The sequence below is a fragment of the Paenibacillus sp. BIHB 4019 genome, assembly GCF_002741035.1.
In the GTDB taxonomy this organism is placed as follows: Bacteria; Bacillota; Bacilli; order Paenibacillales; family Paenibacillaceae; genus Pristimantibacillus.
This window is the reverse complement of sequence record NZ_CP016808.1, coordinates 736,582-754,767: the sequence shown is the minus strand read 5'-3', so window position 1 is coordinate 754,767 and position 18,186 is coordinate 736,582. Positions and strand designations below refer to the sequence as shown.

General features: G+C 48.8%; 18 protein-coding genes and 1 pseudogene. 16 read left to right on the top strand and 3 right to left on the bottom strand.

The window, feature by feature from the left end:
* Window positions 1-222 precede the first annotated feature (222 nt).
* The 8 genes from BBD42_RS03370 to BBD42_RS03340 all read left to right on the top strand — a co-directional run bounded on the left by BBD42_RS03370 (window position 223) and on the right by BBD42_RS03340 (window position 7,340).
* On the top strand, window positions 223-927 hold the full coding sequence (locus BBD42_RS03370; protein WP_099516986.1) for a response regulator transcription factor: 705 nt from the start codon (window positions 223-225) through the stop codon (window positions 925-927).
* Entirely contained in the window at window positions 924-2,285 is a 1,362-nt protein-coding gene (locus tag BBD42_RS03365; protein WP_348272588.1) for a sensor histidine kinase, read from the top strand. Before BBD42_RS03370 ends, BBD42_RS03365 begins: the two co-directional genes overlap by 4 nt.
* A gap of 182 nt (window positions 2,286-2,467) precedes the next feature.
* Window positions 2,468-3,532: a D-alanine--D-serine ligase VanG gene (gene vanG / locus BBD42_RS03360; RefSeq protein ID WP_099516985.1), complete on the top strand. Its 1,065-nt coding sequence runs from the start codon at window positions 2,468-2,470 to the stop codon at window positions 3,530-3,532.
* Window positions 3,533-3,639: 107 nt separating this feature from the next.
* Window positions 3,640-4,416: a D-alanyl-D-alanine carboxypeptidase family protein gene (locus BBD42_RS03355; RefSeq protein WP_237163356.1), complete on the top strand. Its 777-nt coding sequence runs from the start codon at window positions 3,640-3,642 to the stop codon at window positions 4,414-4,416.
* Entirely contained in the window at window positions 4,413-5,660 is a 1,248-nt protein-coding gene (gene vanT / locus BBD42_RS03350; RefSeq protein WP_237163355.1) for a serine racemase VanT catalytic subunit, read from the top strand. Before BBD42_RS03355 ends, vanT begins: the two co-directional genes overlap by 4 nt.
* Window positions 5,661-5,834: 174 nt before the next feature.
* Window positions 5,835-6,512 carry an ATP-grasp domain-containing protein gene (locus tag BBD42_RS03345; RefSeq protein WP_237163354.1) on the top strand — a complete coding sequence of 226 codons (678 nt, stop codon included), beginning with the start codon at window positions 5,835-5,837 and terminating at the stop codon, window positions 6,510-6,512.
* A gap of 38 nt (window positions 6,513-6,550) precedes the next feature.
* Entirely contained in the window at window positions 6,551-6,706 is a 156-nt protein-coding gene (locus tag BBD42_RS31685; RefSeq protein WP_172455377.1) for an alpha/beta fold hydrolase, read from the top strand.
* Complete coding sequence (locus tag BBD42_RS03340) at window positions 6,681-7,340, top strand: alpha/beta hydrolase (RefSeq protein WP_099516984.1); 660 nt, start codon at window positions 6,681-6,683, stop codon at window positions 7,338-7,340. The genes BBD42_RS31685 and BBD42_RS03340 overlap by 26 nt, the downstream gene beginning before the upstream one ends.
* Window positions 7,341-7,599: 259 nt before the next feature.
* On the opposite strand, the gene BBD42_RS31680 is transcribed toward BBD42_RS03340, so the two are convergent.
* On the bottom strand, window positions 7,600-7,827 hold the full coding sequence (locus BBD42_RS31680; protein ID WP_172455376.1) for a hypothetical protein: 228 nt from the start codon (window positions 7,825-7,827) through the stop codon (window positions 7,600-7,602).
* A gap of 494 nt (window positions 7,828-8,321) precedes the next feature.
* Here BBD42_RS31680 and BBD42_RS03335 point away from each other — a divergent pair, with 494 nt between their 5' ends.
* Together BBD42_RS03335 and BBD42_RS03330 are read left to right on the top strand one after the other, a co-directional pair.
* A complete protein-coding gene (locus BBD42_RS03335) occupies window positions 8,322-8,504 on the top strand; it encodes a DUF3934 family protein (RefSeq protein WP_046231511.1) in 183 nt (60 codons plus the stop codon).
* 331 nt (window positions 8,505-8,835) lie between these two features.
* Window positions 8,836-9,126, top strand: a complete 291-nt coding sequence (locus BBD42_RS03330; RefSeq protein ID WP_046231510.1) for a hypothetical protein — start codon at window positions 8,836-8,838, stop codon at window positions 9,124-9,126.
* A 78-nt stretch (window positions 9,127-9,204) separates the two neighbouring features.
* On the opposite strand, the pseudogene BBD42_RS03325 reads toward BBD42_RS03330, so the two are convergent.
* Together BBD42_RS03325 and BBD42_RS03320 are read right to left on the bottom strand one after the other, a co-directional pair.
* Window positions 9,205-9,593, bottom strand: a pseudogene (locus BBD42_RS03325) (formylglycine-generating enzyme family protein); the annotation flags it as partial.
* A gap of 36 nt (window positions 9,594-9,629) precedes the next feature.
* The gene (locus BBD42_RS03320) at window positions 9,630-10,382 is read right to left on the bottom strand and encodes a helix-turn-helix transcriptional regulator (protein ID WP_099516983.1); all 753 of its coding nucleotides are present in this window, start codon (window positions 10,380-10,382) and stop codon (window positions 9,630-9,632) included.
* 250 nt (window positions 10,383-10,632) lie between these two features.
* Here BBD42_RS03320 and BBD42_RS03315 point away from each other — a divergent pair, with 250 nt between their 5' ends.
* The 6 genes from BBD42_RS03315 to BBD42_RS03290 all read left to right on the top strand — a co-directional run bounded on the left by BBD42_RS03315 (window position 10,633) and on the right by BBD42_RS03290 (window position 17,928).
* A complete protein-coding gene (locus BBD42_RS03315; protein ID WP_099516982.1) occupies window positions 10,633-11,757 on the top strand; it encodes a BMP family ABC transporter substrate-binding protein in 1,125 nt (374 codons plus the stop codon).
* A gap of 105 nt (window positions 11,758-11,862) precedes the next feature.
* Complete coding sequence (locus BBD42_RS03310; protein ID WP_348272587.1) at window positions 11,863-13,419, top strand: ABC transporter ATP-binding protein; 1,557 nt, start codon at window positions 11,863-11,865, stop codon at window positions 13,417-13,419.
* A complete protein-coding gene (locus BBD42_RS03305) occupies window positions 13,416-14,462 on the top strand; it encodes an ABC transporter permease (RefSeq protein WP_099516981.1) in 1,047 nt (348 codons plus the stop codon). The genes BBD42_RS03310 and BBD42_RS03305 overlap by 4 nt, the downstream gene beginning before the upstream one ends.
* Entirely contained in the window at window positions 14,455-15,396 is a 942-nt protein-coding gene (locus BBD42_RS03300) for an ABC transporter permease (RefSeq protein WP_099516980.1), read from the top strand. Before BBD42_RS03305 ends, BBD42_RS03300 begins: the two co-directional genes overlap by 8 nt.
* 178 nt (window positions 15,397-15,574) lie before the next feature.
* Entirely contained in the window at window positions 15,575-16,531 is a 957-nt protein-coding gene (locus BBD42_RS03295; RefSeq protein WP_099516979.1) for a nucleoside hydrolase, read from the top strand.
* A 2-nt stretch (window positions 16,532-16,533) separates the two neighbouring features.
* Window positions 16,534-17,928, top strand: coding sequence for an ADP-ribosylglycohydrolase family protein (locus BBD42_RS03290; protein WP_099516978.1), 1,395 nt, complete (start codon window positions 16,534-16,536; stop codon window positions 17,926-17,928).
* Window positions 17,929-18,186: the final 258 nt, after the last annotated feature.

The following is an 18,186-nucleotide window of genomic DNA, read 5'->3' as shown; positions in this document are numbered from 1 at the left end:
AGCTTTTGGGTAAAATGCATATTTGAATCCCTCAAATGACGTAAATAGGTAATAGTCGTAAAAATGGGACAGCATATAAGAGCGGTATCCGCTCATCGTTAAGAAAAAGTTAAACCATTCATAAGTATTGAGGCCCTTGTTGTTAAACTGTTTCCTTCATAATGCAGGGAGGGTAAACTGTAGGGAACAAGGCAAGGGGCTTGGGAGGAAAGGGGTCACATAATGGCTGCTGCAACGATATTAATGGTCGATGATGAGAAGGAAATATTAAAGCTGATTGAAATTTATTTGCTGAATGAAGGTTATCAGCTGCTGCAAGCGTCGAATGGATTAGAGGCGCTTGAGCTGCTGAGCAAACATAGCGTTGATCTGATCATACTGGATGTCATGATGCCGAAGATGGACGGACTGGAAGCCTGTATGAAAATTCGCGAGGATCACAATATCCCGATTATTATGCTGTCAGCGAAGACGCAGGATATCGATAAAATTACGGGTCTTAGCATCGGTGCTGACGAATATGTGTCCAAGCCGTTCAGTCCGCTTGTGCTCGTTGCGCGGATTAAGTCGCATTTGCGCCGTTATAATCGGATGAGTATTCAGAAGTCGGAGCCGAGCAGCGACCAGCAAATTGTAATTGATGACCTTGTCATTAATATTGATGCCCATACCGTTACCGCCGACGGGCAGGAGGTAAAGCTGACGCCGCGTGAATTTGCCGTGCTGGAGCTGTTAGCTATTAATCGGGGCATTGTTCTGAGTACGGAGCGAATTTACGAGGTAGCTTGGAATGAGCCGTTCATGGAATCGAAAAATACGGTCATGGTGCATATTCGTAAAATTCGCGAGAAAATCGAGAAGGACCCGCAGCATCCCAAGTTTATAAAAACGGTATGGGGCATCGGCTACAAAATGGAGGCGCTATGAGCAGTGAGCAAATGAAACGCCTTATGTTTGCTACGCTTGGAAGCTTCGCGATTACGATAATCGGCTTGTTTGTCGCCTATGGGCTGTCAGCCAATGTGCTCATGAATTTTCGGCCATTCCGGGAAACCGTAAGAGGGCTGCAAAATATTGTAGGGACTTTACCGCTTGTCCTATTTGCGGCTTTGCTTTTGTTCAGCCTCTGTTTAATTTTCTTCTACAGCCGGGAGACGAATGCGGCAAAGGCTGGTTATCGCGGAAGCCTTGCAGCATTTGGAACGGGAAGCTGGCTGTTTCGAACGATTCGGTGGAAGCTCGTATTCGGGTTTTTAATAAGCCTCGTCATCAGCTTTATTTTATTTATGCTGCTTTATTTTGCAGTCGTATTGCTTGCAGAAATAGCGCCGCTAGGCGAGCTCATACGCGGCATTATTGAAACGGTAGGGCGTTTGCCGCTCATTATCGCCACCTGCTTTTTTCTCTTCCTGGTCGTATTTTTTCTAATCAGCAATCAAACGATTCATTATTTAAGGGAAATTACCTTCGGCCTCCAGCAAATTGCTAATGGCAATCTGAACTACGAGATCGCGGTAAAATCCTCGGATGAATTGGGCGAGGTCGCTTATAACATCAATCAAATGGGCCACAAGCTGAACATGCTGATTGAGGAGGAGCGCAAGGCGGAGAAGACGAAAAATGATTTGATCACTGGCGTCTCTCATGATTTGCGTACGCCTTTGACCTCGATTCTCGGCTTTCTGGAGCTGATCGAACAGGATCGCTATAAAGATGAGGTCGAGCTTCGTTATTACATTGGCATTGCCTATGAAAAGTCATTAAGCTTGAAAAAATTAATTGATGATTTATTCGAATTTACGCGGGTCAATAACGGCATGCCTTTGGAAAAGCTTGAATTGGATTTGAACGGTTTTATCCAGCAGCTGTTAGAGGAGTTCGTGCCGAATTTGGAAGCGGCAGGAATGAAGGGACGTGTCTTTCCAGACGCTGCTCCGCTCAAAATTAAGGCCGATGGCGACCGGCTGGTCAGAGCCTTTGAAAATTTGGTTATGAATGCGATTCAATACGGGCAGGAAGGCGGCTATGTCGATGTCCGTTTGCGGCGGGAGCAGGGCTATGCTGTAGTGGAGGTCGTCAATTATGGCGAGGCGATTCCCGAAAAATATTTGCCTTATTTATTTGAACGCTTCTATCGCGGAGACCAATCCCGGTCACAGCAGACAGGCGGAACGGGACTGGGGCTTTCGATTGCCAAGAGCATTGTGGAGCTGCATGATGGAACGATTGCGGTAAAAAGCAGGCGGGGCGAGACGATATTTGAAACGCGCTTTCCTTTATATTAATAACGAAAACACAATGGCCTTGTATACGAGGAATTGTGTTTTTTGTTTTTGCTAAACAAATGTTAAGAAGTGTTAAGAAATGATAAGCAAATGTTTCGATTCTACTAAGCTTACGGTTATAGGCTCATAAGAGAAGCCCGCTATGCTAGATTCATACATCTGATAGGGGGATGAAGGAGAACATGAATAAAATACGAGTGGGCGTATTGTTCGGCGGTTGTTCTACGGAATATAAAGTGTCGTTATCCTCAGCAGCCGCTGTTCTGGAGCATTTAAATCGAGATAAATATGATGTCGTCATGATCGGTATTACGAGAGACGGACGCTGGTATAGATATAACGGGGACTTAGCAGACATTCGGGAGGATCGCTGGAGCAGCCAGTCTGCCCAGTGCGTCCCGGCTGTTTTATCTCCGAGCAAAGAAACGAGAGGACTCATTGAGCTTGTGCATACGGAATTTCACATCACAACGTTAGATGTCGTATTCCCGGTTTTGCATGGTAAAAATGGCGAGGATGGCACCGTGCAGGGGCTGCTTGAGCTTTCCGACCTGCCATTCGTAGGCTGCGGCACATTATCCTCTGCCATATGCATGGATAAAGCGGTGGCCAAAAATGTAGTCCAAGCTGCCGGACTGGAAGTGCCGCCTTCAATTACCGTCCTGGCTGGCGATTCCATTGCCGAAGCAGTGGGGGCAGCGGCGAAGCTGGGCTTCCCGCTTTATGTGAAGCCTTCCAGATCAGGCTCCTCCATCGGCATAACGAAAGCTTACTCAGAGCAAGAGCTGATAAGCGGCATTGAGGAAGCTTTTTCCCATGACGGAAAAGTTGTAATCGAGCAGCATGTGAATGGCTTTGAGGTGGGCTGCGCTATACTTGGCGATGCCTCGCAGCCCATGATCGGCGAAATCGATGAAATAGCGCTGACGGGCGAGTTTTTTGACCATGAAGAAAAATACTCGTTAGGCACAGCAGCCATTCATCTGCCTGCCCGCATCCATAAGGATATGGCGGACAAAGTGAAAGCGATGGCGCTGCGGATTTATAGCGTGCTGGGATGCAGCGGGCTAGCAAGGGTGGATTTATTTTATGCGAGCGATGGGCGGCTCTTATTTAATGAAGTCAACACGCTTCCCGGTTTCACAGCGCACAGCAGGTATCCGAATATGATGAAGCATGCGGGGCTTGCCTTTCCTGAGCTGCTGGACCGTCTCATCGAGCTGGAGACAGCAAAGGCGCCATTATGATGGAAGCCATAAGCATAAGCCGCAAGCCCAGCGAGAGGAAGCAGGAAAGGCAGCATGAAAGGCAGAGAGAAAGGCAGCTTGATAGGCAGCAAGAAAGCCGTATACAGGTGAGCCGAGAAGACGTGCATAAAGGCTGCTTAATTCTAGTGAATCCGGAAAATCCGGTCAAACAAATTGTGCCCAGCCTGAGGTCAGTGCCGGCAAGTATACGTAAGGCTAGCCATGTGCAGGAGCAGCGGATTATGCTCGATAAAATGTGCCTCCAGCCATTGTCCGCGCTCTTGGAGGCGTGCCAGGCGGTGAACGAAATTGCCGCAGTAAGCGGCTATCGTTCCAGAGAAGCGCAAGCCAAAATATATGCGGCTTCGCTAGAGGAAAATGGAGCGGCTTTCACATCGAGATATGTGGCCATTCCGGGAGCAAGCGAGCACCAGACAGGGCTTGCAATAGATGTGGGGCTGTGCAGCGGCGAGATCGATTATATTTGTCCGACGTTTCCCGATGATGGCGCGAGCGGCAGGTTCAAAGCGCTTGCGGCAGAGTACGGTTTTATCCAAAGGTATGAGGAAAGCAAGGAAGCCATTACGGGCATCGCTTGCGAGCCTTGGCATTACCGTTACGTGGGTTATCCGCATTCTATGCTGATGAAGCAGCTGGATTTGTGCTTGGAGGAGTATACGGCCTATATGAAGAGCTTCTCTTACCGCAATGAGCATCTTTATGTGGAGGGGCGTTCTGCCTTCGCCGAAATTTATTATGTGGAAGCAGAGGAGCAGGTAACAACGGTACCTATTATTAACGGAGATAGCTATCAACTATCCGGCAATAATCAGGATGGCTTTGTTGTGACAGTATTTCATCAGAAAGGCGGATCGGAGCTGTGAGTAAATTTGGCTATGGCGGTATGGACTATTTCAAGCTGGCTGCTGCGAGTCGAAAGCCAGCTCTGCATCGAGCATGGACAGAAATCAATCTCGATCATTTAGTGCATAATCTCAGGCAGTTTAAAAAGGTTGCCCAAGCTGGCACTCAAATCATGGCGGTGGTCAAAGCGGACGCATACGGTCATGGCAGCATCCCGATTTCAAGGAAGCTTAATGAAGCGGGCGTTCGTTCCTTCGCTGTTGCAGCAATTGATGAAGGCATAGCCCTGCGCAAAAAAGGGATCAAAGGAGATATCCTCATTTTAGGCTATACGCCATTGCATCGTCTTCAGGAGCTGCGCCGCTACAAACTTGCGCAGACCGTTATTAATGCGGATGATGCAGAGAGGCTGCAAGCTTTTGGCAAAAAAATAAAGGTGCATATTAAAATCAATACGGGCATGAATCGGCTGGGTGAACATTACAACGACATGGAGCGTATACGTTCGATGTATCAGCATAAAAATTTGCAAGTTATGGGCACATTCAGCCACCTCACGTCTGCGGAAAGCCACCGCAAGGAGGATGTGGATTTTACGAGGCTTCAGTTAGAGAGATTCGACAGCGTGGTCGAACAGCTCCTGGCAGATGGCGTAAATCCGGGCATCACGCATATCCAGAGCAGCTACGGCATATTAAATTATCCGGAAAGAGGTTATGGAATGGTAAGGCCAGGCATCGCCCTATATGGCATACTGAGCCAGGATAACGACCGCGTGCATGCGAACGTCGAGCTGCGTCCGGTTTTGTCACTGAAAGCGACCGTTACGTTGGTCAAGAGCATTCATGCAGGCGAGCCCGTCGGATACAATGGGTGCTATACGCCTTCACGAGACAGCAAAATCGCAACGGTATCGATTGGATATGCCGACGGCATTCCGCGCGAGCTGTCCCAAAAGGGAGGCTGTGTACTCATACATGGACAGCGGGCTTTAATAGTAGGGAAAATCTGCATGGATCAGTTGATGGTCGATGTGACCTCGATAGCGGGGGTTCAGCAAGGGGATACGGCAACGCTGATCGGACAAGATGGCAAGGAGAGCCTAACAGCCGGAGAAATCGCCAAGCGAGTTGGAACGATAACGAATGAAGTGGTTAGCGCACTCAGCAGCAGAGTGGAAAATGTGTATATCTCTAATGCTTTAGGCATGGAGAAGGCTAAAGCATTTGCGCAAATAAAGAGAAAGACAAATCTGCTTTATTAATAAGTAATGGACTGTTCACATGGAGCAGTCTATTTTTTTTGTTTTTTCCAAAAAAGGGAATGATATAATCGTGATATAGATTTAATAGCCGAGTAGAGCATGATAGAAAGGTGAATAAGATGAGGGCGTATATTCGAAAAAATAGCGATAATGAAATTGCGAGCCATAATTTTTATGCCGCTTTTGACGGATTCAAGCAAATGGGTTTTGAAATTCATTATTTTGAAACGGTCAGCGAGCTGTCAGGAAATCAAAAAGAAGACATCGTCCGTCGTTGGTTATGTGAATGAAGTGAGAGAAGCCCTTTTTAAACATAACATCATTACGCCTGAAATGGATTATCCAGAGGAGCTGGAAGGCTACTTGGGCAGAAAAATATGGACATCTAAATTAAGCGCGATTGCAAACAATCCAGACAGCTGGAACATATTTATAAAGCCAATTGAGGACAAAAAGTTCACTGGCGTCGTTGTTCGCGGGACAAAGGACTTAGTAGGCTGTGGCACATACGGGGAAGATCCTGATATATTATGCTCCGAGGTCGTTCATTTTGTAGCGGAATGGAGATGCTTCGTCAGATACGGAGAAATATTAGATATACGCAGGTACAAAGGAAACTGGAGAATGCATTTTGACTATAAAGTCGTTGAAACCGCGGTTGCACAGTTCACCTCTGCGCCTAAAGGAAATGCGATAGATTTTGGCTTAACGGATAAGGGGGAAACCTTGTTAATAGAAGTGAATGATGGATATGCATTAGGGCATTATGGACTATTTTCCGTCGATTATGCGAAGCTTTTGATGGCGAGATGGGCAGAGCTGACCGGTACTAGAGATGAATGCGATTTTTAACATAATGAAGTACAGGCAGCAGTAAAGGAGTGTAACCCATGAAATTTCGTACCTATGGCAACAAAAATCTGCCGGCAGTCATGCTCGTGCATGGCGCGATGTGGTCCAGAATGTTCGATAGACAAGCTGAGATGCTCCAGCATCGCTATCATGTGATTTTGCCTACATTTGGATGGGCATGGCGAAGAGAGTAATGAACGGTATAGCTCGACGATTGAATCAGCCAATAAACTGCTTGCTTATATAGATGAGCATTGCAATGGAAAGCTGTTTGCAATAGCCGGCGTGTCGCTAGGCGGGCAGATCGTTATTGAGATGTTGACTAAGCGTAGCCGGTTGGCTGATAAAGCGATTATTGAGAGCGCCTCATGCATGCCTCAACCGCGCATATTGAAATATGGCAAATTTCTTCACCGGACGTATTTGCGTTTTCTTTCGACCGGAATCATGGCAAGATTGTCGGATCGCATGACGCCGAAGCCCATACACCTGCCAAAAGCATACATGGATATGTATTTGCGTGAATTGTCCGTATTTCATGTGGACAGCGCGGATGCGATTTTTGACTCCCATTTTGCCTATGCTTTAAGGAAAGAAATAAATACCTGCGAGGTGCCGATCCTTAGCTGGTATGGAAGTAAAGATCCAGGCCCCCTTAAGGAAGCGGCTTTAATCCTTCAAAAAAATACACCTAATTGCAAGGTCGAGCAATTAGCAGGCTATAAGCATGGGGAATTAAGCGCGCATCGCCCTGAGGAATGGGTACAGAGGGCTTTAGCATTCTGCGAAAGCATGGATCAAACAGAAGCATTCAGGCAGACCCAATAACAGAGCGGGCTATAACTATGCCGCTGCTTTTTTAAATCGACGCGGGCGGAAGAGCAGCTTCATGTTTTCCGTTTCAGGGGTTATACCGAATCCCTGCCCAAAGCTAGGGTTGGCGGACACAGCAGCCGCTATTTCAACAATTTCAAGGGTTTAGGATAACTGGCGGACTCAGGAGCCGTTAATGCGTTGCGAAAAGCCAGTTTGACGGGAAAATTGGGGCAATAATGGATTTCCTGTCCGCGTTCACCCTGAAATCGATTTAAAAGCCACAATAGCGGATTCTCAGTCCTTGAAAAAAAGGAGGGAGTTTCCCGAACGTCCCAAACGTCCCGAACGTCCCAAACGTCCCGAGAATTCCAAACGCCCCAAGCGCCCCGAACGCCCCGAGAATCCCAAACGTCCCAAGCGCCCCGAACGTCCCAAGCGTCCCGAGAATCCCAAACGTCTTCTCAAGCTTCAAGGTCTCAGCAAATGTCCGGTCGTTCATCTCTCTGCTGCTACTTGCTTAGCGCTTATTCGAGGCCAATTTCATCTGACGATTAGTAGCCGGGCACCACATTATGCGATTGCTGCTAAGAGCACTGTGCCTGAATCCACCATATTATATAGCATCTTTACCTGAGAATCGACGTTGTTGAAGCTGCTTTTTTGTCCGGCATTGGCCCCCGTTCCCCTGCTTTCGCTATGAAAAGCGATCATTAATAATCGCTACCTCTGGCAAATCAAGCGTTTCATTGTTATACTGAGTCTGCATCTGTCTATTCCATTGGCTGCACAGCAGGTCTGTCAGCTAATACAGGCGTAGGAGATGCTTTTTCATTTTTAAAATATAGGAAAGCATATGATTTCGCCATACTTTCTCTATATTTCTTGGAATGAAACGCGCCGCGGCCAGAGGACGGCGAGAGCCGTTTCACCTTAGCTGGATTTAGGCATCAAGCAACGGTCTCGATTTTGAGCCAACCATAAAGGAGTGATTTTTTGAGCAAGGCGAAGGGCAAGGGTGGAACAGGCAGGGGAACGGACAAGAAGGGCTGGAATCGGTGGCAGGCTAGTGCCAATAAAGCCAAAAACGCGCCTAAGCCTTATAAAAGCAAAGGGACTAAAAACCAGGATGGAGCCGCTGCTTCAAGTACTCAAAAAGGCGAGAAGCCCAGCGTTTAGCCCAAAAATAAAAAACTTAAACGATCCATATATTAACGCATAGCATGAATAATGATATTATAGAAGTAACTGAAATCTTGGTGAGCGTAAAGCCGTGCTTTCCAGAAGGTTTTTTTTGAAAATATAAGACTTTATAAGTTTGACCCTTATAAATGAACTTATATTCCACCTGCGAAACGGAAGCCTTGCCGCCAAAGGCCGGCTTCAGCCGTTTACGTTTGAATGTTTAAAAGGTTTTTAAAAAGATCAGACTCCATGTATAGGGATTTTGCATGGGCCTGGAGTCGATCGCACAAATTGAAGGAGTGGTAATCTGAGAAAGCAAAAACCAATGTCATTTGACGACCTGTTGAAGGAACTGCAGGGACAGAAAACAAACCAGGAAGATCCGAACGAGGTATCATTAAACGAGCTGTTTAACGATGCATTTATGAGCAAGCATTCCAGCAGCAGCAGCTTTGGGCAGTTTTTGGAGAAAGGCAATTTTCAAGCAGAAACGCATGAGGAGATCGACAACATTCCTGATGAGCTGTTTGATCGCCATGTTGCGCGCGAGACCGAGTTTGCAGATTGGAAATCCATGCTCGATACAGCCACGAAGACATATAAAGGCAAAGCTTAGCTTAAGCGTCAACATGAAATAGGCTGTTAATGGATAGATGAGATGAACCCACACGCCATGCTTGGTGAGTTCGTCTCATTAATTTGGCCTATGCGATGGTGCAACGGATCGGGCAAGGCGAAAGCCAAGGTCGTCGATGCAAAAGGATGGATGACTGCGGCGCCTGCACGTAGCCCCACAGCCCCGGGCCTCTTCAGCCCAGCTGCCACCACGGAAAATACGGTACGGACCATATACTTCCGCATCATATAAATCCCAGCACCATTCCCACGTATTCCCGAGCATATCATAAAGTCCCCAAGCGTTAGATTCCTTCTGCCCGACCTCGTGAGTGACACCTCCCGAATTTTCATCATACCAAGCAATTTGATCAAGCTCTCCATATCTGTAGCCTGTTGTACCGTCTTTGCAAGCATATTGCCACATTCCGCTTCTGAAGGCAGGCGATAGCCATTGGCATTCCAGTCACTCCCTTCCCTCTATAGATTAATATTTTCAAACCCTCACAAAATTTTGCCCTTCCTATAGGTGCGAGGCGTACAGCCAATTTCCCGTTTAAACATGCTGCAAAATTGCGCATCATTGGCAAAGCCGGCATCGGCGGCAATTTCAGAAATATGCATCTGGGTACCTATGAGCAGCGATTTTGCATATTCCAGACGTTTTAGCAAAATATACTGGAGAGGCGCAATATTGTAGCGTTCCTTAAAAAGGTGGCGGAACCGGTCATAGCTGTAACCGGACATGTCGGCAAGCAGCTCAACGGTGAGCTTCTGCTTATAATGGTCATCCATATATTGCAGCACGTATTTGACCCGATCTTCTGATGGATGGGGTGTTTTTCGGTTTCCAAAAATTTGCTGCAGCGGCGGAAGCAGCTCATTGAGGAGAGCATTCAGCGATTCGCTGTCGGTTCTCGGACGGATGAAAAACTCCTCTTTTATGCGCCATAAATGCTTTAAAATCGTATGGCTCGCATCGTCGTCATAAACCCCGCTTAATCCTTTTAATTCCACATCAGGAGCGTTAAAACCAATGAACAGCACCTCGCCCTCCAGCTCATGAATCTCGCTATGAATATGCCGAGGAGCGATGAGGGCAATCGTATGCTCTTTAAAGCGATATTTACGGCCTGCAATGACGGTTGGACCCATACCGCGAATGTAATAAACAAGCTCGTAGCACTCATGCTGATGAGGAGGGATGTTAGTATTTCTCTCATGTATGTCATTTGCTAAATACAATAATCGATTCATAACAGCCCTCCTTCGCGTGTATATAGCCGAATCGTATAAAAAGTTGACCGAATCGAGATAATTATTTGATTTCGAATTTGATATGATCGTATCATCCCGAACAAGCTATTCGTAAAAGCGTACCTTTATTATAACCTATTTATTTTCTACATTACACTTGGGGTAAGCATTCTTTTCAGGACAGCAAGCGCGGGCGGCTAGTTTCAAAGGGGACACGTCTTTTAATCGACAGAGAGTGGGGGAACAGAGAATGAAGAAAAATGTGATGGCATTACTCATGGTTTCGGTTCTATTGGTGCTGGCAGCTTGCGGTGGAGGAAATACGGGGACAAGCAGCGGCAATGCAGCAGGCTCAGGCAGTACAGGCGGGGATAAGAAGCTGAAGGTTGTTCTGCTCGTACCGGGTACACTTGGGGATAAATCTTTCTTTGATGCAGCGAACAAGGGATTGACGCTTGTTAAATCCGAATTGGGCGCAGATACGAAAGTGATTGAAATGGGAACAGACAAAACGAAGTGGGAACCTACTTATCAAGATATAGCAGCGCAGGACTGGGATATTATTATCTCCGGCGGATCTGAAATTACCGAGATGTTTAATGCGACCGCAGAAACGTATCCGGACAAAAAATTCATCAACTACGACACGGATATTGAAGAAACACCGGCTAACGTATATGCGATGTCTTACGCAACGAACGAGGTTTCCTTCCTTGCAGGCGCAGTAGCTGCAATTGCGACGAAGTCCGATATTCCAAATGCGAACAAAGATAATGTGATTGGCTTTGTCGGCGGCATGGACATTCCCGGCATTAATGCATTCCTGGTTGGTTATATCCAAGGGGCACAATACGTCGATCCTGCCATTAAGGTAGCCGTTTCCTATGCGGGCGATTTCGTGAACCCGGCGAAAGGCAAGGAGCTGTCGCTCATTCAGTACAACTCTGGCGTCGACGTGATTTTCAACGTGGCTGGCGCGACGGGCCTGGGCATCTTCGATGCAGCGAAGGACAAGAAGCGTTACGCGATTGGCGTTGACTCCGACCAAGGGTTCCTGCTTCAGGAAACGGATAAAGAAAAAGCGAATCTGATCGTGACGTCTGCTATTAAAAAAATCGATACCTCTATTCTTGGCGCAGTGAAGAAAACGCAAGAGGGCACGCTCGAATATGGACAACGCCAAGTGCTCAGCTTTGATCAAGATGGCGTAGGCATTGCTGAAAATGACATTTACAAATCGATCTTCACGGCTGATATGCAGAAGCAAGTAGAAGATATCAAGCAAAAGCTGGCTAAGCAAGAGATTAAAGTAGACAATGCGATGGGTATGGAAACTTCGCAAATCGAAGCCATCCGCAACGCGGTTAAACCATAATAACGATCCGCAAAGCTTAGTGCAGTTGGTCATTCTTCTCTTTCCATCAGGAAGAAGGCCAGCTGCCTCTTTATAATGACCTCCGAAAGGTAAAGGGGTTTTACGATGATGCCGAATCAGCTGCTCGAAATGAAAAATATTACGAAGGTTTACCCGAACGGGGTTGTCGCCAACCAGAAGGTGCAGTTTACGCTTGCCGAGGGCGAGATACACGCAATCGTTGGCGAAAATGGCGCCGGCAAATCCACGCTGATGAAAATGATGTTCGGCATGGAAGAGCCGAGCGAAGGCGAAATCATTCTTCGGGGCAAGCAGGTGTCGTTGGCTTCGCCACAGGATGCGATAGATCATGGCATCGGCATGGTCCATCAGCATTTTATGCTGGTGCCTTCGTTCACCGTTGCGGAAAATATGGTGCTGGGCATGGAGCCAAAGAAGGGCGTCAGCATTAATTACAACGAAGCGGTGCGGATGACTGAGGAGATGAGCAAAAAATACAATCTGCTCGTTAATCCGAAGGCGAAGGTTGAGGACCTTAGTGTCGGCATGAAGCAGAAGGTCGAAATTTTGAAAGCTCTGCTGCGTGGCGCCGAGATTCTGATACTTGATGAGCCGACGGCCGTACTGACCCCGCAGGAAACCGAGGAGCTGTTCCGCGAGCTGACGCAGCTTAAGCAGCAGGGGCATACGATTGTGTTTATTTCCCACAAGCTGAAGGAAGTTAAAGCGATTTGCGACCGAATCACGATTATGCGCGCAGGCAAAAGCGAAGGCGTTTTTTGGACCAAGGACGTTACCGAGCAGGAAATTTCCAAGCTGATGGTCGGCCGCGACGTCGTGCTGAGGTATGACAAGGAGCAGAAGCCTTACGGTGCGCCAATCCTGTCTGTTACTGATTTTTCATTGGCGGATGAGACGGGCAAGGCGCTGCTCGACAAGGTAGCGTTCAAGGTGCGCGGCGGCGAAATCGTTGGCATTGCTGGAGTCGAGGGCAATGGGCAAACGCAGCTCGTTGAAGCTTTAACGGGCAGTTTGGCTGTGCGCAGCGGAAATGTAGCCGTTAAAGGCACGGACATACAAGGCTATGATATCCGCAAAATTCGCTCGCTCGGCGTTTCCTATATTCCGGAGGACCGCATGCGCCAAGGGGCAGCCAAAGACGCGAGCATTTCCGATAATTTGATTTCTACGCAATACAATACGAAAGCGATGAACAAGGGCCTCTTTTTGAGAAGTAAAAAAATAGCGCAGCTTGCGGCCACTCTCATTGAGGAATTCCGCGTGCGCTGCTCGGGCCCGAATCAGCCGATAGGCATGCTTTCAGGCGGCAATATGCAGAAGGTCGTCGTCGCTCGCGAATGCTCGACAGCGCCGGATTTGCTCATTGCCGAGCAGCCGACTCGCGGCGTCGATATCGGGGCAGCCCAATTTATTCACCAGAAGCTCATTGAGCTTCGGGATGGCGGCAGCGGCGTGCTGCTCATTTCGGCAGATTTGAACGAAATATTGGAGCTGAGCGACAGCCTGCTCGTCATGTATGAAGGACAAATCGTCGCTTATTTGGAACAGCCGTCAATGGTAAGCGAGGAAGAGCTCGGATTATACATGCTGGGTCTTAACCGGCAGGACGAGCAGCAAATCAGGAGGGCCGTGGAAGCATGAAGGTAAAATATTTTGAAGTCATCCGAACGACAGCGGTCATTCTGATTGCGCTTGTTCTCGCTTTTATTATTATTTCCATTGTCAGCGAGCAGCCGCTGGAGAGCATTCGCATCTTTCTATGGGAGCCGCTGAATACGAAGGGGCATATCGGCAACGTCATTGAAATGGCGATTCCGCTCATGTTCACAGGACTTGCGGTATCGCTGCTGTTTAAAGCGAATTTATTCAATCTCGGAGCGGAAGGGCTGTTTTATTTTTCCGGGGTAGTTGCAGCTTCGCTTGCGATTCATCTTAGTCTGAACAGCTTTGTGCATCCGATTGTGGCTATCCTTGCAGGGTCGCTCGTCGGTGCGGTGTTATCCGCTATTCCAGGTATTCTCAAGGCTAAATGGAATGTAAATGAGCTCGTCAGCTCGCTGATGTTCAACAATATTTTGTTCGGCATCGGGCTTTATATTTTGAACTATAAGCTGCGCGATGCCCAGGCCTTTGCCGCTGTATCCTTTAAGTTCGAGAAAACAGCGATGCTCACCAAGCTGATACCGGGCACGCGTATTCATACGGGACTGATTATCGTGCTGGTGCTGATCGTAGCCGCGCATTATTTTCTCTACAAAACCAAATGGGGCTATGAGCTGAGGATGACGGGGGCCAATCGCGAATTTGCGGGCTATTCCGGCATGAAGACGGCCAAGGTCATCATTATCGTACATTTAATTGCTGGCTTTATTGCGGGCATGGGCGGCTCGGTCGAAGTGCTGGGCATGTACAATCGCTTTCAGTGGTCGTCGCTGCCGGGCTACGGCCTGGATGGTGCGCTAGTAGCGATGCTGGCGAAAAATAACCCGTTTTCGGTCATTGGCGCAGCGCTCTTCCTGGCTTATATCCGAATCGGAGCCGACCAGATGGCGCGTTTCTCCGATGTGCCGGCCGAAATGATTTCGATTGTGCAGGCGATTATTATTTTGCTGATTTCGGCAGAGCAGTTTTTGAAGTTCTGGAAAAATCGGATGCTGCTCAAGGAGGCACAGCGTAATGTCTAGTTTGTTTCATGTCATTTTCACGACTGAATTTGCGTTTTCTGTCCTCCGGGTAACGACTCCGATTTTGTTCGCGGCACTAGGAGCACTCATTTCCAACCGTGCGGGCATTATCAATATTGGACTTGAGGGCATTATGCTGGTGGCGGCCCTTTCAGGCGTCGTAGTCAGCGCTTATACGGGCAGCTCATGGGTGGGGCTGCTGGGCGCGGTAATGGCGGGCACGCTTATTTCCGGCATACTGGCTTTTTTTACTCTGCATTTCAAGACGCATATCATTCTTGGCGGGGTCGCGATCAATATGTTCGCCTCCGGGGGAACCGTATTTATTTTGTATTTGCTAAGCGGGGACAAAGGCTCCTCGACCTCGCTTCCGAGCAAGGTGCTGCCTAGCGTGGACATTCCGCTGCTTAAGGATATTCCGGTGCTGGGACCGATTTTCTCCGGCCATAATGTATTGACCTATATGTCGATACTGGCGGTTTTTATTGTGTATTACATGCTGAAAAGAACGCCGCTCGGCCTGCGCATTCGCTCAGTCGGCGAAAATCCGCAGGCTGCCCAGTCGGTAGGAGTCAGCGTAGTGAAGGTGCAGTATACGGCGCTGCTGCTGAGCGGCTTTTTCGCCGGGCTTGGCGGCGCATATATGTCGATGGGCTACCTATCGCTGTTCACGCGGGATATGACCGCCGGCCGGGGCTGGATTGCGATTGCCGCGGAGTCGATGGGGCGCAGCACGACGGTCGGCACGACGCTGACGTCGCTATTGTTCGGCGCGGCGGATGCGCTGGCCAATGCGCTTCAGGTGCTTAAAATTCCGGCAGAGCTGATCGGCACACTCCCATACGTCACGACCGTTATTGGTCTCATCGTATACGCAATCAGCGAATCCCGTAAAAGAAATAGAAAGCTTAAAAGATTGGAGAAAAAGTCGTAGTGGAGTAAAAAGGACCGATTGGAGAAACGATAGTGCTCGCTTTTGTCCTTGAATTTCTACCGAAGAGGTTAATTCACAGAAATTCAAGGGCAATGGCGATCGGAAACGGTTTTTTTTACGCAACGTAGACTCTTTTTCACCAAGATTTTAAAACGAAAGTGAAAGGATGATTAACACGATGGCTAGACCGATTATTATCGACTGTGATCCCGGGCATGATGACGCGATCGCTATTTTGCTCGCACTTGCCAATCCGCAGCAGTTGGAGGTAAAGGCGATTACGACGGTTGGCGGCAATCAGGTGCTGGAGAAAATTACGAATAATGCACTGAAGCTGCTCAGCTTTATAGATAAAGATATTCCGGTGGCGAAAGGCGCGCCCGGACCGCTGCTAGGCAAGCTCGTAACCGGAGAAGAGGCGCATGGCGATTCGGGCATGGACGGCCCAGAATTGCCGCCTTCCCGGTTTAAGCCGGTCAACAAACATGCGATTGAGCTGATGGTCGAAATTATCCGCTCCTCGGAGCAGAAGGTAACGCTCGTGCCGATCGGCCCGCTGACGAATATTGCGCTGCTGCTCAAAGGCTTCCCCGATGTAAAAGAGAACATCGAGCAGATTTCCCTAATGGGCGGAGGCATCAGCTATGGCAATGTCACGTCAACAGCAGAGTTCAACATTTACGTGGACCCGGAGGCTGCACGAATGGTGTTTGAATCGGGCGTGCCGATTACGATGAGCGGTCTGGATGTGACCGATAAGGCGGCTATTTATCAAGAGGATATTGATGCGCTGAAGCAGCGCGGCGAGGTTTCCCATATGGTAGGCGAGCTGCTGGACTTCTATTCCATCTACAGCCGCAAGCTGGGCTTTGAAGGCAGCTCGCTGCATGATCCGTGCGCAATTGCTTGGCTGCTTCGCCCGGAGCTGTTCCAAAGTGAAAGCTATTACGTCTCGATTGAGACGGACGGCAGGGTGACGAGAGGCATGACCGTAGCAGACCGCCGCAAAAAAACCGATGAAACGGCGAATGTGCAGGTGTTGATGGATGTGGACCGTGAAGCCTTTATTAAGCTGATTTTTGACGCTCTGGCTGTACATGATGAGAACGCCAAAGCTCGGAAAGGGCAGGCTTAATTATGGCAGGCTGGGATAAGCTTCAGGAAATTGTCCGGTTTGAGATTATTCAGCGCGGGGAAGAAGGCTGCAACGTAGACGGCTTTGCGGAAAAGCTGGCTGCGGCGGGTGAACGCCATGATGCGCTTATGGAGATTTATAACGAGCTGTCTGCACTGGAAGTGAGTGCGGATTTCCCTTATGAGGAGCCTTCCGATTTGGAGGAGATCCGCAGGCTGCGCCCCGAAGGGCCAAGAACGCTGGCAGCGAATTTGACCGATGAGCAGTGGATGGACAAGTTTTACGGTGCCTGGCTCGGACGCAGTGTGGGCTGTGCGCTAGGCAAGCCATTGGAGTTTTGGGACTATCTGTATGGCAAAGACGGCCGGCCGGGCTGGGAAAATATTGAGCTGTGGTTTCGCGGCGCTGGCGCTTGGCCGATTAAAGGTTATACACCGGGCGAATCGGCAGCAAAAGAGCAGTATGGGCTGGGGCTGAATGATTGGTCGCCCATGAGCACAAGCGAGACCATTCAGTATATGGAGAGCGATGATGACATCCGCTATACGGTGCTGGGGCTTTTACTGCTTGAGCAAAAAGGGCTCGCTTTCGACTCTTGGGACATCGGCAAGCTATGGCACAAAAACCTGACCTACAGCCAGGTTTGTACAGCGGAGACGCAGTCTTATTTGAATTTTGCTCATGAGACCTCTCATCTGAACGGGGACAAGCCTGCCGATTGGGCTGAACGCCTAGAGCGGGTGCGGATGCATATGAACCCTTACAGAGAGTGGATTGGCGCGCAAATCCGTGCGGACGGGCTCGCTTACGGCGCAGCCGGAAAGCCGGAGCTGGCTGCGGAGCTTGGCTGGCGCGATGCATCGTTCTCGCATGTGAAGAACGGCATCTATGGCGAAATGTTCGTTGCGGCGATGATTGCAGCTGCTTTCGTTGAGAAGGACAGCAAGCGAATTGTCGAGATTGGCCTCAGCGAAATTCCGGCAACGAGCAGACTGGCTTATGATGTGCGCAAAGCGGTTTCCATTGCGGAGAAAGCAAGCAGCGACCGCGAGCTGGTGAGCCAAATCTGGAATTCGTTCAGCCATTACGATGCAGTGCACACGAACAATAATGCAGCGCTTGTCGCGGCGTCGCTCGTGTATGCAGGCGATGATTTCGAGAAGGCCGTGACGACGGCCGTCTATGGCGGCATGGACACGGATTGCAATGGCGCGACGGTTGGCTCGATTATGGGCGCGAAGCTTGGCGCGGCAGCGCTGCCGAAGTCATGGATTGATCCGCTGAATGACACGCTGTATGCGGAGCTGAGCGGCTTTCATCCGATTGCAATCTCCGAGGTCGCACGGCGGAGCTATAACGTTTTTCGAAAAATAGAGGCGGAATTGAATCATTCCTAATATAGCGAAAAAGGCATTGGAGGGCGTTGTCCCTCCAGTGTCTTTTTTTTATGGAAAGGGCCCCCTAATAGAAATCATATTGACAGTGAAATCTTGGAAATGATAGAATTCATATTAATCCCGGTTGTTAACTTTGTTTTTGAAAGTTCAAACCATACCGTTGTATGAATCTTGCCAATTGACAGCGCTAAATAGGAGTGGGATAATAGCTTCGACTCTACCAATATTGGGTGATTTATACAATGTGAATAAGGGAGA